Source organism: Nocardiopsis camelliae (assembly GCF_028993595.1).
Lineage (GTDB): Bacteria > Actinomycetota > Actinomycetes > Streptosporangiales > Streptosporangiaceae > Nocardiopsis > Nocardiopsis dassonvillei.
Genome location: NZ_CP118614.1, coordinates 3,603,857 through 3,628,361 on the forward strand (window position 1 = coordinate 3,603,857; position 24,505 = coordinate 3,628,361).

Consider the following 24,505-nt stretch of genomic DNA (forward strand, 5'->3'; position numbering starts at 1 on the left):
GCGGCACGGCGCAGCGGTCCTCGCCGTGACGCGGGCGCGGGAAGCAGCGGGAGGAGGACGGACACCGGCCGGACCGCGCGGGCCGTGGCCCGGCGTTCGTCCCCGGACCGGCGCGGCGGTCTCACCCGGTCGGCTCGACGGGCATCCCGCCACGGCCGCGCACGGCGCCGTCGGTCTCCAGCCGGGTGCACACCCAGCGGCCGTCCCCCTGACGCTGGGCGCGGAAGGCGAACACGCGGGATCGGCGGTCGCAGCGGATCACGGCGTTGGCCTCCACACCGTCGGCGTCCACGGGCTGGTGGTAGACCTGCGTCAGCCGCGGCGCCAGCTCGCAGGAGACCGTGCCCCGCAGGCGGCGCAGCTCCTCGCGGACCGGGACGGTCACCTGGTCGCGCAGCGCCTCGGGGGTGCGGCGGCCGACCAGGACCTCGGCCACGCGCTGGGCCAGCAGGTGGACGGGGCCGGGGGTGCGGTGGCCAGCCAGGAGCGGGGTCGCGCACCGGCGCACGGGAGCGTGGCGCGGCGGCAGGGGCGTGCGCGCGGGGGTGCGGACCGGCCGGTGGTACTCGGGGGCGCCGTGGGCGCACAGGGGCCGGGGGCAGGGGTGGCGGTGAGGGGTGTACGACATGAACAGGTCCCTTCCGGGAGGATGACGTTCCGCCTTCACCCTGCACAGAGGCGGCACCGCCGTCCCCGTGCCAGCTGGCATTCCAGGTTTCGGGAATGTTCCGCCGCCCCCGGGCCCAGGGCGCGCAGCCCCCCGAAACCGGCATACTGCATGCGTGACTTCCGCCTACCTCGCCTCCCCCGTACCCGTGGCCCTCGCCCACCGCGGCGGGTGGCTCCTCGACGACCAGGGCGTGCGCCGCACCGAACTGGAGAACACGGCCGCGGCCTTCCAGTACGCCGTCGACCTCGGCTACACGTACCTGGAGACGGACGTGCACGCCACCCGCGACGGCGTCCTCATGGCCTTCCACGACCCCACCCTGGACCGCGCCACCGACATGAGCGGCGCGATCGGCGACCTGCCGCACCGCGAGGTGGCCCGCGCCCGGGTGGCCGGACACGAGCCGGTTCCGGTGCTGGAGGACCTGCTGGGGACCTGGCCGGAGGCACGGTTCAACATCGACGTCAAGGCCGACGCCGCCGTCGTACCGCTGTGTGAGGCGCTGCGCCGCACCAACGCCTGGGACCGGGTGTGCGTGGGCTCCTTCGACCAGCGCCGCCTGGACCGGGCCCGGCGGCTGTTCGACCGGCCCGTGGCCACCTCCTGCGGCCCCCTGGACGTGGTCCGGCTGCGGGCGGCCTCCCTGTCACCGCTGCTGCGCTCCCTGGCCGGCCGGGTCCCCGTCTGCGCGCAGATCCCCCTGCGCCACGGCGCCTTCCCCCTGCTCAGCCGGGACCTGATCACCACCGCTCACCGCCTGGGCATGCAGGTGCACGTGTGGACCATCAACGAGCCCGGGACGATGGAGCGCCTGCTCGACGCGGGGGTGGACGGCATCGTCACCGACAACACGAGCGCCCTCCGGGAACTCCTCGTGCGGCGGGGCCAGTGGCCCGGCGACACCCCCGCCGCCTTCACCGACGACCCCGTCGGCGGCTCCAGCGGCGGCTCCAGCGGCGGCTCCAGCGGCGGCTCCAGCGACTCCCCCATCGATCCCCCCACCGACTCCCCCCAGCGGAACGGATAGCCCCATGGCCAGCACACCACCGGAGACGGACGCCACCGGCGCCCCCTCGGCCGACCCCGCGCAGCGCAGGCGCGAACAGCGCGGCTGGTACCTCTACGACTGGGCCAACTCTGTGTTCACCACCTCGGTGGTGACCGTGCTCATCGGCCCGTACCTGAGCAACCTGGCGTGCGTGTCGGCCGGAGCCCCGGACGCCGCGTCCTGCCTGGACCCCGCACTGTCGGTCAGCCCGCTGGGCCTGGACTTCCTCTCGCTGCACCCCAACGCGCTCTACCCGGCGCTGACCACGGTGGCGATCCTGCTCCAGATCCTGTGCCTGCCGATCGTGGGATCGATGGTCGACCACTCGCGGCACAAGAAGCGGTGGCTGCTCTGGCTCGCCGTCAGCGGGTCGGCGTGCACGCTGGGGCTGTACTTCGCCACCGACGGCTACCTGGTGGCCTCGGTGCTGTTCGTGCTGGCCAACCTGCTGTACGGGCTTGCGGGCGTGGTCTACAACGCGTTCCTGCCCGAGGTGGCCACGGCCGAGGAACGCGACCGGGTGTCGGTCACCGGCTGGGGCATCGGCTACCTGGGCGGGGCGCTGCTGCTGGCCGTCCACCTGGGTTTGGTGGTCGGCGCCCCGTCACTGGGCCTGGGCACGGACGACGCCGCGCGCATCGCCTTCGCCTCCTGCGGCCTGTGGTGGGCGGGGTTCACCGTCCTGGCGCTGCGGCCGCTGCGCGACCGCTACGGCGCCCTGGCGGCACGCGCCCAGGGCCGCCCGAAGGTGGGACGGTCGCTGCGCCAGTTCGGGCACACGCTCAAGGACATGCGCAAGTACCCGAACACGATTCTCTTCCTCCTGGCGTTCATCCTGTTCAACGACGGTGTGCAGGCGGCCATCCGCTACGCGGCCCCCTTCGCCACCCAGGATCTGGGGCTGGACCAGAACGTCCTCATCGTCACCATCCTCATCATCCAGTTCGTGGCCTTCGGGGGCGCCTTCCTGACCGGCCGGGTCGCCCGGGTGCTGGGCAGCAAGAACACCGTGCTGGCCACGCTCGCGGTGTGGAGCTCGCTCGTGGCGGCGGCCTACTTCCTCCCGGTCGGGAACGTGCCGCTGTTCGTGGCCATGGGCGTGGGAATCGGCCTGGTGCTGGGCGGCACCCAGTCGCTGGCCCGGTCTCTGTACTCGCAGCTCATCCCCCGTGGGCGCGAGGCGGAATACTTCAGCCTGTACCAGATCTCGGACAAGGGATCGAGCTTCCTGGGATCGCTGACCGTAACCGTGGCCGTCTCGCTCACCGGCGGCTACCGGATGGCGATCCTGTCGCTGATCGTGTTCTTCGTCATCGGCGGTCTGCTGCTGTGGCGCACGCGCATGCGCGAGGGAATCCTGGCGGTGGGCAACGAGGTGCCGCGCAACCTGTAGATCGTTGGGCCGCTGGAGTGCGGGGCCGTAGGGCGGCTGGACTGCGGGACTGCGGGGCCGTAGGGCGGCTGGGCTGCGGGACTGCGGGGCCGTAGGGCGGCTGGGCTGCGGGGCCGGAGGGTCGCTGACGGGCGGACGTGTTCCGAGTCGGTGGTCATAGGTGCTGAGGGGTCGTGGATGTTGTTTCCTGCGGGCGGCTACGTTTTCCACAGGTGGGGATTGGGGCTGGTCGTGGGTGGTGCGGTGATGGTTTCCTGGAAATAGGGGGGATCCCACCCAGGGGGCGTTTTGGTGTGCCCTGAAACGCTCTTCGTTCAATAACGGTAATGGATCAAGGGGCAGGGAGGGGCCGTCCACAGGGCCCCTCCCTACGCTATTCCTGCTGGGGATTGCTGGCGGCAACGAAAGCGCGCCAGCTGCCGCGAAAGGGTACGGGCTGCGGAGAACGGCGGGCGCCGGGTGGGAGCGTGGGCGACCGACGAAAAGCGGCACCAAAGGCGGGAGCGGCTACCGGAGGGCGACCAACGCCCGGGGTGTGCGGGTGGTCGGGCTCTGCCGCGTCAGCACCAACGGCCAGCAGGCCCTCCGGCCTCGGGCAACGATCCTGGCCCCTGTGGTCGGGGGGCGGCATCGCCGAGGTCAATATGGCATTCTGGGCGCACCTTTTCGGACACCTTTTAATCCGGCACCATTGCGGCCCATGAGGCAAAAGCATCCTCCAGAAAGAAAGTCGGCAATTGATGCTGTGAATGGTGGAGAAAGGGCGATCGGCGGCCTATAATAAGAAGTATGGAGATGATGACCGCAGCGCCCGAGACGGCCCCCGGGGAATGTTCCCCGGCCGTGGCCGCGCTGGCCGGTGCGCGCGAGATCATCGACCACGCGTTGAACACCGACGTGCCGCCCGGAGCGGACGAGAGCGCCGCTGAGGAGATCGCGGCGCTGTGGGCCCAACTGGACCAGATCCGCTACCAGGCGTTGGCGCAGATGGCGCGCCTGTACGCGCGGGGTGCGGTGGCCCGCTACAGCGGCTACTCCACCTTGGACAAGTGGTTGGTGCACCACGGCAAACTGCCCACCTCCCAGGCCAAGGACTTGGCGCGGCTGGCCCAGCACGTGCACGAGGAGACTCTGCCCGCCACAGTGGAAGCGGTGGAGACGGGCGCGGTGGGGTTGGGTGAGGCGGTGGTGATCGCCAAGGTCACCGACAAGGCCGTCCAGACCCGCGACACCGAGCATTTCCCCGATCAGGCGCAGTACCGGCAGGGCTTCGAAGCGGCTCTGGTGGCGGCCAAGCAAGAGCGGCCTGCGTTGTCGGTCAACCAACTTCAGTCGGTGGCCCGCCAGGTCGCGCATCGTTTGGACCCCCACCGCCTGGACCGCGACCACGAAGCTGCTCACGCCTCGCGTGGCCTGGTCGTGCATGACACGTTCCAGGGCAGCTACCAGCTCCAAGCGTGGGGCGGCAGTGGGGATGCGTTGATCGTGCGCGCGGCCATCGACACCTTCACCACCCCACCCTCGGACGAGGACACGCGGTCGCGGTCGCAGCGGGAGCATGACGCGCTCATCGCGGCGCTGCGCTTTGCCACCACCCACACCGGATGCGCCAACGCCCCCGCTCCACTGGCGCAGATCCGCATCGTCGTGCCGGTGCAGACCTACCTGGACACCCAGGGCCAGGAAGTTCCGGCGCTGGACGAGCGCGGACGGGTGGTACCGGTCGGGGTGGTGCACGAACTCGCCGCCGACTCTGAGGTGGTGCGGATGCTCACCGCCCCGCCCACCGGGCAGGTCCTGGACGTGAGCCACAGCCGACGCCTGGCCTCAGCCCGCCAGCGCACCGCCGCCTTCCACGGACACACCACCTGCGCCCACCCACAAGGGTGCGAAGTTCCGGTGGCCCTCTGCCAAGCCGACCACGTGCAGTCCTTCTCCCGAGGCGGACGCACCGTGGTCGCGAACCTGCAACCGCTGTGCGGGCCGCACAACCGGGCCAAGTACCAACGCGAACTGCGCACACACCAACAGCAGGGACACGGGTGGGGACGAGACCATCCGCCCGGCAGAATTCTGGTGCCACCGCCCCGGGAGTGACCCCGGCCGGGCCGGGCCCCGGCATGCCCGCGCCCGCCAAGAGGCCCGGACCCGTGCTCGCCGTCGTCGCTGCCACCGTCGCCCACCCCCACCACAGGGGCCGGTCACGCTGCCCCAGGCCCGCCAGCCCCGCCGCCTTTGGTGCCAACGCAGCAAAGCCCCACCACCCCACCAACATCAAGCGTTCGTCGCCCTCCCGCACCACCTCGCGGCAGCAGGCGCCGCCACCTCCGGCCACCACCCGCGACCAGGGCGTTAAGCGGAGCCCCCAGACACCTGCCGCCTTTGGTGCCGACGCAGCAGAGCCCCACCACCCCCGAACGCCAACCGTTGGTCGCCCTCCCGCACCACTTCGCGGCAGCAGGCGCCGCAGGAGCGAGCGACCATCCCCGAACCCCGACCGTTGACCGCCTTCCCACAGCAGAGCCCACAGCAACGCCCATGACAGCGCCGTGGCCGCGCCCATGGCAGCTCCACGGGTTCCCAGACAAGGACCCGGCGCCGGGCGAGATGTGTTCCTCCCCAGCTCGCGTCACGGTCTGTCGCCCTCCCCGGCCATACTGGGGCCGATGATCGGCGAGGACGTGGGAGGTGCGGTGCGGGTTCTGCACGGCGTGTGGACCGGGGACGCGCTGGCGGTGTGGGCCGAGTCCGCTCCCTCCACCCCGCCTCCGGAAGAGACCGCCGCCTCCGCCCCGCCCCCGGCAGAGCGCGCCCACGGCCGGGCGCGCCCGCACCCGTTCGCCCTGGAGGCCCACGAACTGCGCGCGCTCCTGGCGGACGCGGGGATCAGGGCGGACACGGGAACCGAAGCAGGCGCGGTCACGCACGGAACCCTGGACCTGTCCCTGCCCGGGGACACCTCCGCCCCCTTCTCCTCCACCGGCGCGCCCGGCACCGCACCGGCCGCCTTCCACCCCTGGCGGGTGCCCGCCCTGCGCCTGGACGCCGCCTCCGCCGAAGCCCTCCTGGCCGCACCCGCACGCGACGTCCCCGACACCGCTTCCGGACCCTCGCTGGCCCACCTGCGCGCGGTCCGCGACTTCGCCGAACTCCTGGTCACCTCCGGGTGCGTGCTGCCCGACCTGGTGGGCGACCCCGCCCGGGCCCGCTGGCGGCCCGCACCGCTGGACTGGGCGGAGGAGCACCTGTCCGCGCTCACCGGCGCCCTGCCGCCCTCCGCCCGCGCCCACCTCCCCGGGGAGCCGCCCGACGCTGTCGCCCGGGCCTGCGTGCTCGCACCCCTGGAACTGCTCACCGACGCGGCGGCACGCCGCCTGGCACATCCCCGCCGCGCGCACCGGGCCCGGACCAGCCCGGTAGGCCAGGGCAGGAGCAGCCCGTTAGACCAGGACCGGACCAACCCGGAACAGACCTCCGACGACGGGGCGGCCCCCGGCCAGCGGCTGGCCGCCGCGCTCACCGGCGACCCGGGCGGGATCGACACCGAGACCGCCGCCCGGCTGCGCGGGCCCCTGCGCGAGTGGCGCTCGCGGGTGCGCGGCGCGGGGCGGGCGGCGCTGCTGTTCCTGCTGCGCGAACCCGACCGCGCGGGGCCGTGGGCGCTGGAGTTCTGGGTGCGCTCGGTCAGCGACCCCGGCCTTCGCCTGCCCCTGGAACAGGTGTGGCAGGGCGAGGGCGCCGCCTGGCTGCCCGCCGACGTGGGCGCCACCGCCCTGGCCGACCTGCGCCGGGCCGCGCGACACCACCCGCCGCTGCGCCGCGCGCTGCGCGACCTGGCCCCGGCCCGGCTGCTGATGGGCACCGAGGACGCCGAGCGGTTCGCCGCCGAGGGGGCCGCCCGGCTGAGCGGTGCCGGGTTCGGGGTGGTCCTGCCCGAGTGGCGCGGCAGGCCCGCGCTGGGCCTGCGGGTGGCGGTCGAGGAGGCGCCCCGCAGACGCAGGGGCGGCGGGGTGGGCCCCTCCGAGCTGGTCAACGTGTCCTTCGAGGCCCTGCTCCAGGGGCGCGACGGCGAGGGGTCCGTACCGCTCGGCGAGGACGAGCTGGCCGAACTCGCCGAGCTGGCCCGCCTCAAGCGTTCGCTGGTGCGCGTGCGCGGCCGGTGGCTGGAGGTGGACCCCGAACGGATCAGCGCCACCCTGGACCTGGTCAAACGGCGCGGCGGCCACTGGATGCGCACCGACGAGGCGCTGCGCACGGCCATCGGGGTGCAGGGCACCGCCCCCCTGCCGGTGACCGACGCGGTCGCCTCCGGTCCGCTGGGCGCGCTGCTGGACGGGGGCGCCAAGGCCGAGCCGCGCCCGATGGGCACGCCGTCCGGCTTCCGGGGCTCGCTGCGCCCCTACCAGGACCGGGGCGCGTCGTGGCTGCGCTTCCTGGGCGAACTGGGGCTGGGCGCGGTCCTGGCCGACGACATGGGCCTGGGCAAGACCGTGCAGCTGCTGGCCCTGCTCACCGACGAGCGGCTGCGCGAACCCGCGCCGGGGCCGACCCTGCTGGTGTGCCCGGTCTCGCTCGTGGGCAACTGGCGCCGCGAGGCCGAGCGGTTCGCGCCCTCGCTGCGGGTGCACGTCCAGCACGGCCCGGACCGGCCCTCGGGCAACGCCCTGGCCCGTCTGGTGGGCTCGTGCGACCTGGTCGTCACCACCTACGGCGTGGTCACCCGTGACAGCGAGGAGCTGGCGGGCATGCCCTGGCACCGGGTGGTGTGCGACGAGGCGCAGGCGCTCAAGAACCACGGCACCCGGCAGGCCCGGGCGGTGCGGTCGCTGCCCGCGGCCACGCGGATCGCGCTCACCGGCACCCCGGTGGAGAACAACCTGGGCGAGCTGTGGTCGGTGATGGAGTTCGCCAACCCGGGGCTGCTGGGCACGGCGGCGGCCTTCGAGCGGGCGGTCGAGGGCGAGGAGGGACCCGACACCGGGCTGGTGCGCCGAATGACCGGTCCGTTCGTGCTGCGCCGCCTCAAGACCGACCGGTCGATCATCTCCGACCTGCCCGAGAAGCTGGAGATGCGCACCTGGTGCACGCTCACCCCGGAGCAGGCCTCGCTGTACAAGGCGGTGGTGGACGAGATGGGCGAGCGGCTGGCCGAGGCGACCGAGAAGGAGCGCAAGGGGCTGGTGCTGGCGACGATGTCGCGGCTCAAGCAGATCTGCAACCACCCGGCGCAGTTCCTGGGGGACGGCTCGGCGCTGTCGGGGCGCTCGGGCAAGCTGGAGCGGGTGGAGGCGATCCTGGCCTCGGCCGCGGCCGAGGGCGACAAGGCCCTGTGCTTCACCCAGTACGCGCGATTCGGCGAGCGCCTGGCCCCCTACCTGCGTTCGCGTCTGGGGGTGCCGGTGCTGTGGCTGCACGGGGGCACGCCGCGGGCGGAGAGGGAGGAGATGACGCAGCGCTTCCAGGAGATGGAGGGCCCCGCGGTGTTCCTGCTCTCGCTCAAGGCCGCCGGGACGGGGCTGAACCTGACCGCGGCCAACCACGTGGTGCACGTGGACCGCTGGTGGAACCCGGCGGTGGAGAACCAGGCCACCGACCGGGCGTTCCGGATCGGCCAGCGGCGGGACGTACAGGTGCGCAAGATGGTGTGCGTGGGCACGGTCGAGGAGCGGGTGGACGAGATGATCGAGCGCAAGAGCTCGCTGGCTGACGGCGCCGTGGCCACCGGTGAGGCGTGGCTGACCGGGTTGTCGGTGCGGGACCTGCGCGAGGTCGTGCGGCTTTCCCCGGAGGCGGTGGCCGAGTGAGCGCGTGGTCGCCGCTGTTCGCGCGGGCCCTGGGGGAGCCGGGCCCGGCCGCCGCGAGCGCGCGGGTGGAGCGGCTGTCGGTGCGTCCGGGCGAGGTCACGGGGCGGGTGCGCGGCCCGGGCGCGCACGAGGTGAGCCTGATCCGCACGGTGCCGCCGGAGGCCGAGTGGGAGCGCCTGTGCGCCGCGCTGGCCTCCCAGCCGGTGTTCCGCGCCCGGGTCCTGGCCGGTGAGCTGCCGGTGGCGGCGGCCCGGGTGTTCTCGCTGCTGGGGTGGGATCTGGTGCCGAGCGGGTGGGACGCGCTGGTAGCGACCTGCTCCTGTGACCGGTGGGACGCCAGGTGCGCGCACCTGGTGGCGGCGGTGGCGGAGCTGGGCGCCGAGGCCGACCGCGACCCGTTCGTGCTGACCCGGTGGCTGGGCAGGGAGCGGCGCGCGCTCGTGGCGCAGGTCAAAGCGTTTTCCACGGCCACCGCAAAAGGATTTTCGGGCGAAGAGCCGACAATCGGGGAAAATGACGGAGAAGCGGCATTGGATACCGCCGCCGAACCGACTCCCCCGGCGGGCGCGGCGGATCCCGGCTCGGCCGCCGCGTTCTGGTCCGCACCTCCGCTCCCCGACCGGCCGAGCCCTCCGGAGGGCTCCGGTGAGCGTGTCAGGGCCGCGGCTCCCGGGCTCGTGGCCGATGATCTGCCCGGTTTCGGACAACCGCGAGCAGGAACCGGAACGTGAGCGTATAGGACACCGAATACGCACTTCGAACTTTGTTGTGGAAAACTCCACAAGGCCGTGCGATCACGGTTACCATTCGGCCAGAGAACTCTCCTCGTCACTTCATCGGATGGGTATCCTTCATGGCCGATCACTTCCCCCCCAACATCGACATGGAAACCCCCAGCATCGCACGTATGTACGACTACCTCCTGGGGGGAAAGGACAACTTCGAGGCCGACCGCAAGGCCTGCGAGGCGATCGCGGACGGCGTCCCCGAACTGGTCGCCTTCGCCAACGACAACCGCGCCTACCTCTCGCGCGCGGTGGAGTACGTGGCGGCCCGGGGGGTGGAGCAGTTCCTCGACCTGGGGGCAGGACTGCCCACCGCCAACAACACGCACCACGCGGCCCAGCAGGCCAACCCGCGGGCCCGGGTGGTCTACGTCGACCACGACCCCATCGTGCTCGCGCACGGCCGGGCGCTGATCAGCGACAGCGGGCAGACCTCGTTCCTGCTGGCCGACATCCGCGAGACCGACGAGATCCTGAACTCCCCGGAGACCACCAGGCTCATCGACACCGACCTGCCCGTGTGCGTGATGCTGGTCTCGCTGCTGCACTGCATCCCCGACGGCAGCGACCCCTTCGGTATGGTGCGCGCCCTCATGGACCGCCTGGCCCCGGGGTCGTGCCTGATCTTCTCCCACATCGTCTCCGACGATCCGGCCTCCGCCGCGTGGATGACCGACAAGATCCTGTCCTTCGGCACCCCTTGGGGGCGGGTGCGCAGCCCCGAGGAGGCCTCGGCGGTCTTCGACGGTCTGGAGCTGGCCAGCCCCTGGCTCGACGGGCGCGACGGGGGCCCGCGCGCCGTGGACTGCGCCACCTGGCGCCACCCGGACACCGACCCCGTCTCCCGCCCCGCCGACCCCAGGGTCAAGCTGTGGGAACTGGCGGGCGTGGCCTTCAAGCGCTGACCCGGCGGTCGGGCGCGACCAAGCCCGTGCCCGACCGGGTGCGTCCGGGTGGAGGACCCCGGTGGGCGTCGGGCCGCGGACCCCGGGCCGGATGCGCGGGGGCGCTGGTCAGCGCACGACCCTGACCAGCGCCCCTCACCACTACCCGTCCTGTTCGGCGAAGACCTCCCGGGCGATGCCGAAGGCCCGGTTCGCGGCGGGCAACCCGTAGTAGACGGCGGCCTGGAGGAACACCTCGCCGATCTCTCGGGCTCCAGCCCGTTGCGCAGGGCGGCACGCACGTGCATGGCCGGCTCGTCCCCGTGCCCGTGCGCGACCAGGGCGGTGGGCACCGTGCAGCTGCGGGTGCGGTGGTCCAGGCCCGGGCGGGTCCAGATCTCCCCCGGGCGTAGCGGGTGATGAGGTCCTGGAACGGTTCGGTGAAGCCGGTCGTGCGCGCCCGGGCCCGGTCCGCTTACTCCTCGCCCGGCACGGCGCGGCGCGGCCTGGTCCCCGCACCGTGGCGGTCGGTGGGCGCGAAGTGCTGGGTGAGCAGGGTGTTGACCTCGGCGCTGCGCTGCCAGGACAGCAGGTGCGCGGCCTCCTCCAGGACCACCAGGCGGGCGCCGGGGACGCGTTCGGCGATCAGCTCGGCGTTCCCGGCGGGCGGCGTGGAGGGGTCGTCGGCCCCGGCGACGACCAGCGTGGGCGCGCTGATCCGGTGCAGGTCCTCGCGCACGTCGTGGGTCCCGATGGCCTCGCAGCAGCCCGCGTACCCCTCCGGCGCGGTGGCGGCGACCTGGTCCCGAAGCACGGCGACCTCGGCCGGGCGGTCCTCGGCGAAGGCCGGGGTGAACCAGCGCTCCACCACCGAGTCCGCCACGGCCCCGGTGCCCTCGGCGCGCACCAGCGCGGCGCGGTCCCGCCAGTTGCGGGCCGGGCCCATGTGGGGGGAGGTGGCCAGCAGGGCCAGGCGGTCGACGCGTTCGGGGTGGTGGACGGCCAGCCACTGGCCGACCATGCCGCCGATGGACAGCCCCGCGTAGTGGGTGCGTTCGAGGCCCAGCCGGTCCATCAGCGCGATGACGTCGCCGCCCAGGTCGGCCATGCTGTAGGGCCCCTGGGGGACGGGCGAGCCGCCGTGTCCGCGGTGGTCGAAGCGGATCACCCGGAAGGCGGTCGAGAGGGCCTCGACCTGCGGGTCCCACATCCACGTGGTGGTGCCCAGGGAGCCGCCGAGCAGCAGGGGCGGCGCGTCGGCCGGTCCGCTCTCGGTGTGGTGCAGGTCAACGCTCATCGAATCCTCGTGTTCCTTCGTCTTCGTCGGTGGTTCCCGCGCGGCCGGTGTCCGCCGTGGGACCGTCGCCTCCCCCGCGGTCGTCACCCGCCGCGCGATCGATCCGCGCGGCCGGTGCCGTCCTCGGGGCCGGTGTCGGCCGCCTCGACGGTCCTACCCGATCCGGCGCCGGTGACCCGGTCGGTGGGCACCGGGGCCGAGCCCGGGTACCCGGCCGGGTCGAGCAGCGCACGGATCCGCTCGCCGCCGCGGACCCCGTCGAGGCGTCGGGTGGGGGCCCTGCCAGTTCCCGGCCGGAGTCCACGGCATCCCGGCAGGCGGTGGGCCTCCGCTCGGCCGAGTTCGCGGGCCAGGTCGGTGTTGACGCGCTCGGGCAGGGCCAAGCCGCCGGTGGCGTCGAGGATGGCGCGCATGCGGGCGGCGTCCTCGTCCAGGGACACGACCATGGAGCGCTCCCGCCCGGAAAGCGAATGGATGTTCTCAGAGCGAACATCTTGGCTGCGACGGTGACGCCGCTCCCGAACGCGGTCAAGGCACGCGTGAGGACCGCACGGTGCGTGCGGTGGAGGGGTTCCGCGAGAGGTCGGCCGCCCGCCGACACGCCACGAGGGCCCTGGGCCAGGACTGGGTGGAGCGGGAACGGAGACAGGCGGCGCGGAGCCCGGCCAGAGGGGGGCCGGTCAGAGGGGAGTCCGGTCAGTTCACCGGTTCGCCGCGTCGCCAGCTCTCGTGCTTCGCGCGCATCTCCTCGGTGTCGTTGAGGCGGGGGAAGGGCTCGTCGGGAACGTCGGCGCCCAGGAAGGCGCACAGGCGCTCCCACCCCTCCCCCGCCCGGTACACCAGCAGCCGGTCGGCCGGGACCTCCGCGACCACGCGGGCCGTGTGCCGCTCGAAGGCCTCCACCGCGGTCGCCTCGTCGGGGATCTCGCCGGGCGGCACACCGAAGTGCGCGAGCCACATGCGCTGAAGAAGGGGGTGGATCTTGTACATCTGGGGCGGCACCCCCGCCGCACGGGGATCGCTTGCGGCCTCCCGCACCATCTCGAAGATGGTCGCGCGCATGCTCTCGTACCACCGGTGCGGGTCGCGGACGGTGAGCAGGACCCTCGCGTCCGGAAAGGCGTCGACGAGCTCGCGCCAGAAGAACGACAGCGGCCAGTCCACGCCCGAGCGCCAGCCCTCCAGCAGGCGGGTCCAGTCCACCTCCCCGGCCGGCGTCTCCGTGATCTCGGCCCAGCGGCCCGCGAGTCCGGCGGAGGCCATCACCTCGGACATGTGGTGGCAGGGGCCGAAGCCGAGCCGTTCCAGCACCGCCTTCACCGACGTCGTTCCGGTGCGCGGGAAGCCCGCTCCGATCACGTCCACCTTTGTCCCCCTCGGTCGTCCCAGGGCTTGGCGCCCGGAGCAGGATCGCCCATGATCACTCTCCGTTTTAGCACGAACACACTGGGCATGAGGGGCTGTCTCCGATATCCGGACGGCGGCGGCCCGGCGATGCCCCGTGAACGGGCCCCGCCGCTCCGTCAGACGGGTGTGAGAACCTTTGCGGGGGCCGCGGCCAGCCGCCCCCGCAACCGAACCGGGAAGAGCAGATGCCGACCGAAGAAGAAGAGGCCCGCGGCGCCCACTTCGTGCAGTCCCTGGAACGCGGCCTGACGGTCATCCGCGCCTTCTCCGCCGAGCGGCGCTCCATGACGCTCAGCGAGGTCGCGCGCGAGACCGACCTGACCCGCGCCGCCGCGCGCCGTTTCCTGCTCACGCTGGTGGACCTGGGCTACGTGCGCACCGACGGCAGGCTGTTCTCGCTCACACCCCGCGTGCTGGAGCTGGGTTACGCCTACGTGGCCTCCGCCGGGTTGCCCGACGTGGCCCAACCCCACCTGGAGGACCTGTCCGCCCGGGTGCACGAGTCCGCCTCGGTGTCGGTGCTGGAGGGAGACGACGTGCTCTACGTGGCGCGTGTTGCGACCTCGCGGATCATGGCGGTGGCCATCCGGGTGGGCACCCGCTTCCCGGCCTCGGCCACCTCGATGGGCCGGGTGCTGCTGGCCGGGCAGGACGACCGGAACCTGGACGCCTACCTCGCGCGGGTGGAGCTGGCCCCGCTGACCCGGTTCACCGTCACCGACCCGGCCGAGCTGCGCGCCGAGCTGGAGCGGGTGCGCGAGCAGGGGTACGCCATCGTCGACCAGGAACTGGAGGAGGGCCTGCGCTCGCTGGCCGCGCCCGTCCGCGACGGGTCGGGCCGGGTGATCGCGGCCGCCAACGTGTCCGCCCACGCCAACCGGGCCTCGATGGAGGACGTGCGCCGCGACCTGCTGCCCGCGCTGCTGGAGACCACCGCGCGCATCGAGGCCGACCTCGCGTCGGTGGCGCGCCGCGACGCGGGCTCCTGAGCCTCCACACTCCGGTTGCGGGCCGCCCTGCGACGCGGGAGCACCCGGCGAGGACCTGGCCGGTGGCGCCCGAATCGCACCCGCCGCGACGCGGGAGGCTTCGGCGAAGGCCTGGTGGCGCCCCGAACGTCCCCGCCGCGGCGCGGGCTCCGACTTCACCGGGGCGCGGTCGTGGGCCGGGCCTCATGACCGGGCCCCGGGGTGGACGGTCGGCCGGGCCGCGTGTCAGGGTCGGGCCGCCCGGGCGCGGTGGCGCCGGACGGCGTCGCGGTTGCCGCAGGCGGGTGAGCAGTAGCGCTGGCGTCCGCCGCGCGAGAAGTCGGCGTAGACGCGGTCGCAGCCGTGCGCCGCGCACCGGCCGAGCCGGTCCATGCCCCGACCGGTCAGGTGCAGGGCGGTGCCGACGGAGACCAGCGCGGCCACCTGACGGTGGGCGGGCAGCAGGTCGGGGCGGTAGTGCAGGTGCCACCCGGTGCCCGCGTGGTCGGTCAGGCGCGGGGCGGCGGAGAACTCGATGAGCAGCGGGTTGAGCCGCTGCGCGCGGGCGGGCGCGTCGGCGGCGTCGACCACCCGCGTCCAGCGCTCCAGGAACTCGCAGACGGCGGCCACGTCGCCCTCGCCCACGGAGCGTTCGAGGAGGAAACCCACCTCCGCACAGCGGCGCTCCAGGTCCGCCGCACCGGTCAGCGGCCGGTTGACCATGTCCACGGCCAGGGTCACCGGGTCCTGTCCGTAAGGGTTGAGATGCATAATGCCATTACACCAGACTGGCCCGATGCACACACGGCACGAACACCACTGGACCACCGAGTCGGACCACACCACCAGCGAGGGCGTCGTCGCCTACCAGCGCTGCGCGTGCGGGGGGCGCAGGGTGATCCTGACCCGGGCCTTCGGGCTGCTCCAGGACGACCTGGCCTCGGTCGGTCCCGGGCGGGGGTGAGTCGGTGCGGTGGCGTGGGCTCAGCCCTCCTCGGAGCCGAGGAGGGCCCGCAGCACCGCCACCGCCCGCTCCTCCGCCTCCTCGGGGACGAACACGTGGTCGTGGTGGAAGCCGGACACCACGTCGCACGGCAGACCGGCTCCGGTCAGCGCGGCGGCCACCGCCGCCACCAGCGCCGCCGCCCGCGCTCCGGCGGGGGCCTCCAGCGTGATCCAGGCGGCCGCGCCGTCGTAGGGCAGCCCGGCCGCGTCGGCCTCCTCGCGCGGGCACACCACGGTCAGGGCCTCGTCCTCGGCCACCGTGACCACCGGACGCACCCCCTCGGGCAGGGACGCGCGGTCCGGCACGGTGGTGAAGACGTAACCGCCCGGCCGCGTTCGGACCCGCGTTCCCGACAGCAACCGCTCCAGCTCCCCCGCCACCCGCTTCCCCCTCCCCCGCGCACCCGTGGCGCCTTGCGGGCGCGCGCCGCCTCCTGAGATCCTGCCCGCAACACCGCCGGGGACGCCAATCCGCGCGCACGGGGACCGTGCGGCGGCCCCCAACCTGGAATTCTGAGCACACGGCCCCAGCGCCGTCCGGAAGGGACACCGTGACCGATCTGCACGCCACACCACACATCGCCCGGGAGTCGGGAACCTTCGCCATCGGCGGCGACCTGCCGGTGCACCGCCTGGGCTTCGGGGCGATGCGCATCGTCGGCGAGGGGGTGTGGGGTCCGCCCCGCGACCGCGACGAGGCGCTGTCGGTGCTGCGGCGCGCGGTCGAGCTGGGCGTGAACTTCATCGACACCGCGGACTCCTACGGCCCCCAGATCAGCGAGCAGCTGATCCGCAAGGCGCTCTACCCCTACACCGACGACCTGGTCATCGGCACCAAGGCGGGTTTCGCGCGCACCGGACCGGGTGAGTGGCACAGACTGGGCCGCCCCGAGTACCTCAAGCAGCAGGTGGAGCTGAGTCTGCGCAACCTGGGGCTGGAGCGGATCGACCTGCTCCAGTTGCACCGGATCGACCCCGAGGTGCCGCTGGCCGACCAGCTCGGCGCCCTGGTGGAGCTGCGCGAACAGGGCAAGGTCCGCCACATCGGGCTGAGCGAGGTGACGGTGGACGAGCTGTCCGCCGCCCGCGCGATCACGCCGGTGGCGTCGGTGCAGAACCAGTACGCGCCGTCGTTCCGCCAGTCCGAGGACGTGCTGGAACAGTGTGAGAAGGACGGGACGGCCTTCCTGCCCTGGGCGCCGGTCGGGCGCGGCGAGCTGGCGGGGCCGGGTTCCCCGCTGACCGCGATGGCGGCGGAACACGGGGTGACCCCGGTGCAGCTGTCCCTGGCCTGGCTCCTGCACCGCTCGCCGGTCATGCTGCCGATCCCGGGCACGTCGCGGGTGGCGCACCTGGAGGAGAACACCGCCGCCGCCGCGGTGCGGCTGACCGAGGCCGAGACCGAGCGCGTCAGCCAGTACCTGGGCACCTGATCCGGGCTGCGCCGGGTCCGTGTCGCGGACCCCGGGTGCGCGGCGGCGGGCGGCGGGCAAAAGCACCGTTGGCGGACTTCCTCCCCCACCGGTGCCGCACGGAGTCGGGATCGGGCTCCGACGCGCCCCGTGGTTGCTTGCGACGGGTCCCACCTGCTGAGATTCTTCCCGGGACACCGCCGGAGGGCCGGTCTCGCGCGTCGCCGCCCGGGTTCCGCCCCGGCTCCGCATGTTCGGCCCAGCGCCGTCCGGAAGGAACCCTCGTGACCGACGTACACACCACACCGCACAGCGCCCGGGAGTCGGGAACCCTCGTGATCGGCGGCGACCTGCCGGTGCACCGCCTGGGCTACGGCTCGATGCAGCTCGTCGGCCGGGGGGCGTGGGGCCCGCCGCGCGACCGCGACGAGGCCCTGGCCGTGCTGCGGCGCGCGGTCGAGCTGGGCGTGAACTTCATCGACACCGCCGACTGCTACGGCCCCCAGATCAGCGAGCAGCTGATCCGCGAGGCACTGCACCCCTACACCGACGACCTGGTCATCACCACCAAGGTCGGCTTCGCGCTCACCGGGCCGGGTGAGTGGCACCCCCTCGGCCGCCCCGAGTACCTCAGGCAGCAGGCGGAACTGAGCCTGCGCAACCTCGGCGTGGAGCGGATCGACCTGCTCCAGCTGCACCGGATCGACGCCCGGGTGCCGCTGGCCGACCAACTGGGCGCCCTGGTGGAGCTGCGCGAACAGGGCAAGGTCCGCCACATCGGACTGACCGGGGTGACCCTGGAGCAGCTCTCGGCGGCCCGCGCGATCACGCCTGTGGCGTCGGTGCAGAACTGGTACGGCCCGATCGCGCGCAAGTGCGAGGACGTGCTGGAACAGTGCGAGAGGGACGGGACGGCCTTCCTGCCCTGGGCGCCGTTGGGGCGCGGCGAACTGGCGGGGCCGGACTCGCCGCTGGCCCCGCTGGCCGCCGAGCACGGGGTCACCCCGGCGCAGCTGGCGCTGGCGTGGCTGCTGCACCACTCGCCGGTCATGCTGCCGATCCCGGGCACGTCGCGGGTGGCGCACCTGGAGGAGAACACCGCCGCCGCCGCGATCAGGCTGTCGGAGTCCGAGACCGAGCGCATCGCCAAGTTCCTGGACGGCTGAGCCCGTGGACGCGCGCGGCCCCGCCGGGGGACCGGCGGGGCCGCGCGCGTTCGGGGCGTCCGCTGCCGCACGGGGGCCGACGGCGGGCCGTTCGTCCCGTTCAGCTGGGGCGCATGCGGAACACCTGGAGGCGCATGTCGTAGTACTTCTCGGTCTCGCCGACCCACTCCATGCCCAGTCTGCGCGCCACGGCCATCGCCCGCTCGTTGTTGGGGCGCGCGACGGCGAAGACCTCCTCGATGCCCTGTTTGAACGCCCACGAGATGACGGCCTGGCTGGCCTCGGTGGCGTACCCCTGGCCCCACACGTCGGGGCGCAGCACCCAGGACAGTTCGAAGTCCTCCTCGAAGGGCGGCAGGAGCTTGAGCGAGAGCCCTCCCACGAGCTGGCCGTCCTCCTCGCGGACGATGGCCCAGCGCCCCGCGGGCGGGATCAGGTTGGGCGCCGCCTCGATCCAGGCGTGCAGAACCAGGCGCATCGCGTCGGCGTCGTGCACCCGATGCCATTCCGGCGTCAGCCAGTGCGCGACCTCGTCGGCCCCGTAGATGCGCAGGGCCTCCTCGGCGTCGTCCAGCTGCCACTCCCGGATGAGGAGTCGGTCGGTCGGCAACTCAAGGCTCATGTCACCACCGTAACCCGCGACAAACCACCACGACAGGGGGGAAGGGCAACAGACTCGGCGCCCGGCCGCAGGAGCGCGCCCGTGGCCGCCGCCCCGGCCGCGGCCACGGGCACCGGGCCCCGCGGACAGGCCGCGAACCGGTCCGTCACGACCCCTTTACACCGCGTATCGCGGCCGTTAGGGTGTCCAGCACATCTGGGAGCGCTCCCAGGCATGCGGTCTCTCAGGGAACCCGTCGGCCCGCCCGCGGAGCCGCCCCGACCCCCTCGGACCGGACGCGGGGCACACCACCGGGGAACAAGGCACTACAAAAGACCCGGACTGGTGCAAAAGGATTCGCGACGCCCGACTCCCGTTGCGATACTGACCAGTCCGGACCGGACCCCGCCGCCCGCGCGGCGGGGTCCGCTCACGTGTCAGCACCCCGCAGCCCAGGAGCCGCCCCATGAAGTTCGTCCGCGACCCCCACCACGACGGATCCCCCGACCACGTCAGCGTCGGGGAGGGCCGGGCGAGGCTGCGCGTGCGCGTGCCCGGGGACGCGGACGCGGTCTACGCCCGCGTGGTGGAGGACGGCGAGGCCGTCACCTTCCGTGCCGAGAGGACGCACGCATCGGACGGCACCGTCTGGTTCGAGGCGGACGTGCCGCTGCGCCCGGTGGTGACCAACTACCGGTTCGCGATCGTGCGCGGCACCGAGTACACCTGGCTCAACCAGGAGGGCGTCCACGGGCACGAGGTGACCGACGCAGCGGACTTCCGGCTGATCGACGGTCCCCCGCCGCCCGCGTGGGTTCCGGGCACGAGCGTCTACCAGATCTTCCCGGACCGCTTCGCCCGCGACGACGACTCCGTCGAACCCCCGGCCGAGCACCCCGACTGGGCGCTGCCCCGCTCCTGGGACGACGAGCCCTCCGCCTTCGGGCTGACCGCGACCCGCGAGTACTTCGGCGGCACGCTCGACGGGGTCCGCCGCCGCCTGGACCACCTGGCCGCGCTGGGCGTGGAGGTGGTCTACCTGACGCCCGTCTTCCCGGCGCGCTCCACGCACCGCTACGACGCCGCCACCTTCTCCGAGGTGGATCCGCTGCTGGGCGGCGACCGGGCGCTGCGGGAGCTGGCGCGGGCCGCGCACGAACGCGGCATGCGGGTGATGGGCGACCTGACCACCAACCACACCGGGGACGCCCACGAGTGGTTCCTGGCCGCGCGGGCCGACGCGGACTCCGCCGAGGCGGGGTTCTACCACTTCACCGACCACCCGGACGGCTACGTGGGCTGGCTGGGGGTGCCCAGCCTGCCCAAGCTGGACTACTCCTCGGCCGAGCTGCGGCGCAGGGTCCACGGCGCCGACGACTCGGTGCTCGTGGGCTGGCTGACCGGGCCGGACGCGCTGGACGGCTGGCGTATCGACGTGGCCAACATGACCGGGCGCAACGGCGCGCAGGACCTCAACCGCGAGGTCTCCGGCGAGATCGCGGCACGGATGCGCGAGGTGGACGAGCGGCGGGGCGGCGACGGTTCGTGGCTGCTGGCCGAGCACTTCCACGACGCGGGTCCCGACACCCACCACGACGGGTGGCACGGGGTGATGAACTACGCCGGGTTCACCCGGCCGGTGTGGACGTGGCTGAACACCGGGCCCGAGCACGTGCGCTACCTGCGCACGGACTCGCCGCTGCCGCGCGGCGGCGCCGAACAGGCGGTGCGGGCGATGCGGGCGACCAACGCCGGGCTGCCGTGGCGGGTGCTGACGCACAGCGTGAACGCGCTGAGCACGCACGACTCGACGCGCTTTCGGACCGTGGTGGGCGGCGACGCCGACCGGCACGAGGTCGGGGTGGCGGCGCAGGTGACGCTGCCCGGCGTGCCGTTCGTGTTCGCGGGCGACGAGATCGGCATGGAGGGCGTGGACGGGGAGAACGCGCGCAGGCCCATGCCCTGGCACCGGCCCGAGGTGTGGGACACGGGGACGATGGAGGCGCACGCCCGGCTGCTGGCCCTGCGCCGGGAGCTGCCCGCGCTCCAGACCGGCGGCCTGCGCTGGTTGGACGCGGGGCCGCACCACATGACGTTCCTGCGCTCGCTCGGCGGCCGGACGGTGCTGGTGCACCTGGCCGACGGCCCGCACGAGGGGCTGTCGGCGGCCCTGGCCGACCTGGACGTCTCGGGCCTGGAGGTGCTCGCCCGGGGCGGCGGGGCGCGGGCGGTCGTGGAGGGCGCGGAGCGGGTGGAGCTGGCGGCGGACGGGCCCGGCTACGTCATCGCGGCCGGGAGCTGACGCCCCGGGCCGGGGCGGCATGACGGGTTTCCGCGCCGCCCCGGCAGGAACGGAGGTGACTAGACGTCCTGGGGCAGGGCGGCCCGGACGTCCTTGACGATGCGGGTGACCACGTCGCCGGTCCGGCCGACGAAGTAGAAGTGCTCGCCGGGCAGGATGTGGCGCTCCACCGGCCCCGAGGCGCGGTCGTCCCAGGCGGCGAGGCGCTCGGGCGTGACGCCGGGGTCGTCCCGGCCGCCGAAGACCGACAGCGGCGTCCGCAGCGGCGGGGCGTCCGGATCCGGGCGCCAGGTGTCGACGAGTTCGAGGTCGGCGCGGATCAGCGGCTCCACGATCTTCCACTGCTCGGGGTCGTCCAGGGAACCGGCGGCGGTCCCGCCCATGCGGGCGATGCCCCGGCGCAGCTGTTCGGAGGGCAGCAAGTGCCGGGGCGCGTCGTGCTCGGGGCCCGGGGCCGGGCTCCACGCGGACACCCCGAGCCAGGCGGGCTCGGCGGGGCCGTCGGCGGCCAGCCGGGCGGTCAGTTCGTGGGCCAGGAGCGCGCCCATGCTGTGGCCGAAGAAGCCGAAGGGTCGGTCCAGTTCGGGGGCCAGGCGCGCGAGCAGGTGGCGGGCGAGCCCTCCGGCGTCGCGGAAGGGCTTCTCCTCCGCCGCCCGGCCGCGTCCTGGCGCCTCGACCAGGCACACCTCCCAGTCGGCCGGGAAGTGGCGCACCCAGGGCCGGTAGCCCAGGGAGGACCCGCCCGCGTGGTGCAGCAGGAAGATCCGGAAGCCTGCCCGGGGAACGGGTCGGGGCCGGATGAGGACGCCCTCGTGCACTGCCTGTTTCCTCGCTGTCCGTATCCGGGTGCGGCCGTTCGGCCACCGCAACAGAGCAAAACTACCAGTCGGTAGTACCAGCCGGTAACAACAGTCCCGTTCCGGGTGCGCGCGCCCCGGGCTGGAACACGACCCGCTACCCGCGGAACGCGCCGGAACACCCGGCCCCCGCCGGGGAGCCGCCTCCGCCCCGCGGTGGCCGGAAAAACCACTCGCCGGGCCGCGGGGGCCACCGGCACACTGGGGGCTTCCCCCGAGGAGGCCCCGATGCGCGCGCGTGCGCTGCCCCCGACCCTGCGCCACCGGGGATTCCGCCTCCTCCTCACGGGCAGGGGCGCCGACGAACTCGGCTCGGCGATGCTGCCCGTGGCCGTGGTCGGCCTGGTGCTGGACGGACACGGGCCGCTGCTCCTGGGCCTGGTCCTGGGCGCGCGCGGCGTGGCGGGCTCCCTGTGCACCCTGCTGTCGGGCGCACTGGTGAGCAGGGTCCGCAAGTCCACCGCCCTGGCCGCGGGCGACCTGGCCCAGTGCGCGGTCATGCTCGGCTTCGCGCTGGGCCCCGACTCAGCCGCCTGGTTCGTGTGTCTGGCGGCGGCCAGCGGCACGGCCGGTTCGGTCAGCGAACCCGCCGCCGGATCGATCGTGCCGCTGCTGGTCCCCGGCGACCGGCTGCGCGAGGCCAACGCCCTGCGCAACGTCGTGGGACGCGCCATGGGCGTGACCGGCCCCGCCGTGGCCGGGGTGCTGCTCGCCGCCCTGGAGGCGCGGGCGGTGTTCGCCGTGGTCGCCGCCGCCTTCGCGGTGGGCGGCGCCGTGCTGCCGCTGGTGCGCGAGGCGGCGCCGTCCGCCGAGCGCTCCGGGGCCACGATGGGCGCGAACCTCCGGGCGGGGCTGCGCGAGGTGGTGCGGCGGCCCTGGGTGGTGGCGGTCATCGCGGTAGCCACCGTGCAGGCACCGGCCACCCTCGCACCCGGGTTCACCCTGCTGCCGATCGTGGTCGCCGACTCCTACGCCGAACCCGTCTACGGGCTGGCGCTGTCGTGCATGTCGGCGGGCCAGCTCCTGGGCGGGGTCGTCGCCGCCCGCTGGAGCCCGGCGCGCCCCGGCCTGGTCTCCCTGGCGGGTGTGCTCGTCTACCCGCTGGTCCTGCTGGGCCTGGCCGCGACCGTGCCCGCCTGGCTGCTGCTGACCGGCTACGCCGCCACCGGCACGGGCTTCATGCTCCTGGGCGTGTACTGGTACACCGCCCTGCAACGGGCGATCCCCCAGGACCTGCTCAGCGTGGTGATCAGCGTCGACGAGGTGGGCAGCTTCGCGCTGGAACCGGTCGGGTACGCGCTGGCCGGAGCCCTGGCACAGACCGTGGGGCCGCGCCCCGTGCTGGTCGGCGCTGCGGCGGTCGGGCTGGTGACCACGCTCGTGCCGCTGGCCGTTCCCGGCGTCTCCCGCCTCGCCGACCCGGACCGGCCGGCGACCGTGTGCTGACCGCGGCCGCTCAGACCGAGCGGTCGACGCGGCCCCGCAGCAGCCCCAGGGCCGCCGCAGCGGAACGCCGCACCCCCGCGGCCAGCCCGGTCAGCCGACGGCGCCACACGGGCACGCCGAGGTCCTCCCCCGGTTCCACGGCGGTTCCGGTCGTCCCGGCCGCACCGTCCGTCCCGGCGTCCTCGGCCCGGGCGGCGCGCTCGCGCAACCGGTCCCTAACCTGTTCGGGGGTGTAGGCACGGCGCTGCCGCTGGTCCCGCGCGATCACCGCGCCGGTCGCCGCGACGCCCACGAAAGCGGCCACTCCAAGGGCCTTCCACCAACGCATGTTCCCTAGGCTAGCGGTGTGGCAGACACGAGCATGTCCCTGAACGAGGCGCTGGAGCTCACCCGGACCGGTGACGTCTGGGTCTTCCGCGGCACGAGCGCGGCCGACCGCGCCATCCAGATCACCACCAACAGCCCGGTCAACCACGTCGGCATGTCCATCGTGGTCGAGGACCTGCCGCCGCTGATGTGGCACGCCGAACTCGGCCGGTCCCTGCCCGACGTGTGGACCGGCAGGCACCAGCGCGGCGTACAGCTGCACGACCTGCGCGACGCCGTGCTGGTGTGGGGCCGCAAGTACGGCCAGCGCGGCTGGCTGCGCCAGCTCGACCCCCTGGCGGACGGCGCGATGGAGGACGCCGCCCTGCGCACGGTCGCCCGGCTCAACGGCACCCCCTTCCCCTCCACCACCCAGATGGCCGCCCGCTGGGCGCGCGGACGCCTGCCCCTGCGCAAGCTTCCCTTCGGGCGGGGCGCGCGCGAGCGCGCGCTGGAGACGGCCTACTGCGCCGAGGTGATCGCCCTGACCTACGAGGCCATGGGGCTGCTGCCCCCGGGGCGCCTGCCCGGGTACTACGACCCGGGGCGGTTCTGGAGCGGTGACGACCTGGAACTGGAGGGCGGTGCGTCCCTCGGCGGGGAGATCCGCGTGGACCTGCCCGCCGAGTGACCACGGGCACCTGGCGTGGGGCCGCCCCCCGTCAGGCGAGGTGGAAGACCTCGGTCAGCGGCACCATGCCCTCGTCGGGGCGGCCGGGCAGGCCCTCGAAGAACGGCGCCATCTCGGCCTGCCAGCGGGCGTTGACCCCGGTCCGGGCCATCGCGGCGCGGGCGGCCTCGAAGTCCTCGGTCTCCAGGTAACCCACGACCATGCCCTCCTCGGTGCAGAACAGCGAGTAGTTGTGCCAGCCGGTGGCGCTGAGGGCCTCGCGCATCTCCGGCCACACCTCGGCGTGCCGTTCGCGGTACTCGGCGAGGCGTTCCCGGCGGACCTTGAGGATGAAGCATACGCGCTGCACGGGCGTCCTTCCTGTGGGACGGATACGGATAAGGCACGACAGACCATGACGGTTCTGTGCAAAGCGTTACGTATTGCGGCACGTCGGGCCGGACGGAGTCGCCCCGGCCAGGTT

At 73.7% G+C, this 24,505-nt stretch carries 23 protein-coding genes and 1 pseudogene; 13 read left to right on the forward strand and 11 right to left on the reverse strand.

Annotated elements, in window-relative coordinates; genetic code table 11:
* Nucleotides 1–121 precede the first annotated feature (121 nt).
* On the reverse strand, nucleotides 122–628 hold the full coding sequence (locus PV789_RS15825; RefSeq protein ID WP_274973339.1) for an Rv3235 family protein: 507 nt from the start codon (nucleotides 626–628) through the stop codon (nucleotides 122–124).
* 154 nt (nucleotides 629–782) lie between these two features.
* On the opposite strand from PV789_RS15825, the gene PV789_RS15830 reads away from it, so the two are divergent.
* The 6 genes from PV789_RS15830 (at nucleotide 783) to PV789_RS15855 (ending at nucleotide 10,605) form a co-directional block, all read left to right on the forward strand.
* Nucleotides 783–1,697, forward strand: a complete 915-nt coding sequence (locus tag PV789_RS15830; protein WP_274973340.1) for a glycerophosphodiester phosphodiesterase family protein — start codon at nucleotides 783–785, stop codon at nucleotides 1,695–1,697.
* Nucleotides 1,698–1,701: 4 nt separating this feature from the next.
* Nucleotides 1,702–3,111, forward strand: a complete 1,410-nt coding sequence (locus tag PV789_RS15835; protein ID WP_248770642.1) for an MFS transporter — start codon at nucleotides 1,702–1,704, stop codon at nucleotides 3,109–3,111.
* Between the two features lie 798 nt (nucleotides 3,112–3,909).
* Complete coding sequence (locus PV789_RS15840) at nucleotides 3,910–5,208, forward strand: HNH endonuclease signature motif containing protein (RefSeq protein WP_274978156.1); 1,299 nt, start codon at nucleotides 3,910–3,912, stop codon at nucleotides 5,206–5,208.
* A 596-nt stretch (nucleotides 5,209–5,804) separates the two neighbouring features.
* Nucleotides 5,805–8,915, forward strand: coding sequence for a DEAD/DEAH box helicase (locus PV789_RS15845; RefSeq protein ID WP_274978157.1), 3,111 nt, complete (start codon nucleotides 5,805–5,807; stop codon nucleotides 8,913–8,915).
* Nucleotides 8,912–9,646: an SWIM zinc finger family protein gene (locus PV789_RS15850; protein ID WP_274973341.1), complete on the forward strand. Its 735-nt coding sequence runs from the start codon at nucleotides 8,912–8,914 to the stop codon at nucleotides 9,644–9,646. Before PV789_RS15845 ends, PV789_RS15850 begins: the two co-directional genes overlap by 4 nt.
* Before the next feature lie 122 nt (nucleotides 9,647–9,768).
* A complete protein-coding gene (locus tag PV789_RS15855) occupies nucleotides 9,769–10,605 on the forward strand; it encodes an SAM-dependent methyltransferase (protein WP_274973342.1) in 837 nt (278 codons plus the stop codon).
* Between the two features lie 141 nt (nucleotides 10,606–10,746).
* Here PV789_RS15855 and PV789_RS29885 read toward each other — a convergent pair.
* The 4 genes and pseudogenes from PV789_RS29885 to PV789_RS15870 form a co-directional block, all read right to left on the reverse strand.
* Nucleotides 10,747–10,937, reverse strand: a pseudogene (locus PV789_RS29885) (carboxymuconolactone decarboxylase family protein).
* Nucleotides 10,938–11,059: 122 nt separating this feature from the next.
* The gene (gene pcaD / locus PV789_RS15860; RefSeq protein ID WP_498047479.1) at nucleotides 11,060–11,881 is read right to left on the reverse strand and encodes a 3-oxoadipate enol-lactonase; all 822 of its coding nucleotides are present in this window, start codon (nucleotides 11,879–11,881) and stop codon (nucleotides 11,060–11,062) included.
* Nucleotides 11,882–11,964: 83 nt separating this feature from the next.
* Nucleotides 11,965–12,327, reverse strand: a complete 363-nt coding sequence (locus tag PV789_RS15865; RefSeq protein ID WP_274973343.1) for a hypothetical protein — start codon at nucleotides 12,325–12,327, stop codon at nucleotides 11,965–11,967.
* 250 nt (nucleotides 12,328–12,577) lie between these two features.
* Entirely contained in the window at nucleotides 12,578–13,246 is a 669-nt protein-coding gene (locus tag PV789_RS15870) for a sulfotransferase family protein (protein WP_274973344.1), read from the reverse strand.
* Between the two features lie 227 nt (nucleotides 13,247–13,473).
* Between PV789_RS15870 and PV789_RS15875 the strand changes: the two genes are divergently transcribed.
* A complete protein-coding gene (locus PV789_RS15875) occupies nucleotides 13,474–14,277 on the forward strand; it encodes an IclR family transcriptional regulator domain-containing protein (protein WP_274973345.1) in 804 nt (267 codons plus the stop codon).
* Nucleotides 14,278–14,502: 225 nt separating this feature from the next.
* Here PV789_RS15875 and PV789_RS15880 read toward each other — a convergent pair whose 3' ends face one another.
* Nucleotides 14,503–15,027: a CGNR zinc finger domain-containing protein gene (locus tag PV789_RS15880; protein WP_274973346.1), complete on the reverse strand. Its 525-nt coding sequence runs from the start codon at nucleotides 15,025–15,027 to the stop codon at nucleotides 14,503–14,505.
* Nucleotides 15,028–15,052: 25 nt separating this feature from the next.
* On the opposite strand from PV789_RS15880, the gene PV789_RS15885 reads away from it, so the two are divergent.
* The gene (locus PV789_RS15885) at nucleotides 15,053–15,220 is read left to right on the forward strand and encodes a hypothetical protein (protein ID WP_017567180.1); all 168 of its coding nucleotides are present in this window, start codon (nucleotides 15,053–15,055) and stop codon (nucleotides 15,218–15,220) included.
* Nucleotides 15,221–15,240: 20 nt separating this feature from the next.
* Here the strand turns inward: PV789_RS15885 and PV789_RS15890 are convergent, their stop codons facing one another.
* A complete protein-coding gene (locus tag PV789_RS15890; protein ID WP_274973347.1) occupies nucleotides 15,241–15,642 on the reverse strand; it encodes an ACT domain-containing protein in 402 nt (133 codons plus the stop codon).
* Between the two features lie 170 nt (nucleotides 15,643–15,812).
* Here PV789_RS15890 and PV789_RS15895 point away from each other — a divergent pair, with 170 nt between their 5' ends.
* Together PV789_RS15895 and PV789_RS15900 are read left to right on the forward strand one after the other, a co-directional pair.
* The gene (locus PV789_RS15895; RefSeq protein WP_274973348.1) at nucleotides 15,813–16,694 is read left to right on the forward strand and encodes an aldo/keto reductase; all 882 of its coding nucleotides are present in this window, start codon (nucleotides 15,813–15,815) and stop codon (nucleotides 16,692–16,694) included.
* Nucleotides 16,695–16,957: 263 nt separating this feature from the next.
* On the forward strand, nucleotides 16,958–17,839 hold the full coding sequence (locus PV789_RS15900) for an aldo/keto reductase (protein WP_274973349.1): 882 nt from the start codon (nucleotides 16,958–16,960) through the stop codon (nucleotides 17,837–17,839).
* 100 nt (nucleotides 17,840–17,939) lie between these two features.
* Here PV789_RS15900 and PV789_RS15905 read toward each other — a convergent pair whose 3' ends face one another.
* Nucleotides 17,940–18,461, reverse strand: a complete 522-nt coding sequence (locus PV789_RS15905) for a GNAT family N-acetyltransferase (RefSeq protein ID WP_274973350.1) — start codon at nucleotides 18,459–18,461, stop codon at nucleotides 17,940–17,942.
* Between the two features lie 445 nt (nucleotides 18,462–18,906).
* On the opposite strand from PV789_RS15905, the gene PV789_RS15910 reads away from it, so the two are divergent.
* Complete coding sequence (locus PV789_RS15910; protein ID WP_274973351.1) at nucleotides 18,907–20,742, forward strand: glycoside hydrolase family 13 protein; 1,836 nt, start codon at nucleotides 18,907–18,909, stop codon at nucleotides 20,740–20,742.
* 59 nt (nucleotides 20,743–20,801) lie between these two features.
* Here PV789_RS15910 and PV789_RS15915 read toward each other — a convergent pair whose 3' ends face one another.
* Complete coding sequence (locus PV789_RS15915; RefSeq protein WP_274973352.1) at nucleotides 20,802–21,560, reverse strand: thioesterase II family protein; 759 nt, start codon at nucleotides 21,558–21,560, stop codon at nucleotides 20,802–20,804.
* A gap of 267 nt (nucleotides 21,561–21,827) precedes the next feature.
* Here PV789_RS15915 and PV789_RS15920 point away from each other — a divergent pair, with 267 nt between their 5' ends.
* On the forward strand, nucleotides 21,828–23,045 hold the full coding sequence (locus PV789_RS15920) for an MFS transporter (RefSeq protein ID WP_274973353.1): 1,218 nt from the start codon (nucleotides 21,828–21,830) through the stop codon (nucleotides 23,043–23,045).
* Nucleotides 23,046–23,055: 10 nt separating this feature from the next.
* Here the strand turns inward: PV789_RS15920 and PV789_RS15925 are convergent, their stop codons facing one another.
* Nucleotides 23,056–23,349 (reverse strand): hypothetical protein, encoded by a 294-nt coding sequence (locus PV789_RS15925; protein WP_274978158.1) that lies wholly within the window; start codon nucleotides 23,347–23,349, stop codon nucleotides 23,056–23,058.
* Nucleotides 23,350–23,406: 57 nt separating this feature from the next.
* On the opposite strand from PV789_RS15925, the gene PV789_RS15930 reads away from it, so the two are divergent.
* The gene (locus PV789_RS15930; RefSeq protein ID WP_212644419.1) at nucleotides 23,407–24,042 is read left to right on the forward strand and encodes a hypothetical protein; all 636 of its coding nucleotides are present in this window, start codon (nucleotides 23,407–23,409) and stop codon (nucleotides 24,040–24,042) included.
* 31 nt (nucleotides 24,043–24,073) lie between these two features.
* On the opposite strand, the gene PV789_RS15935 is transcribed toward PV789_RS15930, so the two are convergent.
* Entirely contained in the window at nucleotides 24,074–24,391 is a 318-nt protein-coding gene (locus tag PV789_RS15935; RefSeq protein WP_274973354.1) for an L-rhamnose mutarotase, read from the reverse strand.
* Nucleotides 24,392–24,505: the final 114 nt, after the last annotated feature.

Coding starts and splice junctions, on each gene's coding strand:
- PV789_RS15835 (WP_248770642.1), top strand. CDS start 1,702: ATGGCCAGCACACCACCGGAGACGGACGCCACCGGCGCCCCCTCGGCC.
- PV789_RS15930 (WP_212644419.1), top strand. CDS start 23,407: ATGTCCCTGAACGAGGCGCTGGAGCTCACCCGGACCGGTGACGTCTGG.
- PV789_RS15840 (WP_274978156.1), top strand. CDS start 3,910: ATGACCGCAGCGCCCGAGACGGCCCCCGGGGAATGTTCCCCGGCCGTG.
- PV789_RS15875 (WP_274973345.1), top strand. CDS start 13,474: ATGCCGACCGAAGAAGAAGAGGCCCGCGGCGCCCACTTCGTGCAGTCC.
- PV789_RS15855 (WP_274973342.1), top strand. CDS start 9,769: ATGGCCGATCACTTCCCCCCCAACATCGACATGGAAACCCCCAGCATC.
- PV789_RS15885 (WP_017567180.1), top strand. CDS start 15,053: ATGCACACACGGCACGAACACCACTGGACCACCGAGTCGGACCACACC.
- PV789_RS15880 (WP_274973346.1), bottom strand. CDS start 15,027: ATGCATCTCAACCCTTACGGACAGGACCCGGTGACCCTGGCCGTGGAC.
- PV789_RS15910 (WP_274973351.1), top strand. CDS start 18,907: ATGAAGTTCGTCCGCGACCCCCACCACGACGGATCCCCCGACCACGTC.
- pcaD (WP_498047479.1), bottom strand. CDS start 11,881: ATGAGCGTTGACCTGCACCACACCGAGAGCGGACCGGCCGACGCGCCG.
- PV789_RS15825 (WP_274973339.1), bottom strand. CDS start 628: ATGTCGTACACCCCTCACCGCCACCCCTGCCCCCGGCCCCTGTGCGCC.
- PV789_RS15920 (WP_274973353.1), top strand. CDS start 21,828: ATGCGCGCGCGTGCGCTGCCCCCGACCCTGCGCCACCGGGGATTCCGC.
- PV789_RS15905 (WP_274973350.1), bottom strand. CDS start 18,461: ATGAGCCTTGAGTTGCCGACCGACCGACTCCTCATCCGGGAGTGGCAG.
- PV789_RS15865 (WP_274973343.1), bottom strand. CDS start 12,327: ATGGTCGTGTCCCTGGACGAGGACGCCGCCCGCATGCGCGCCATCCTC.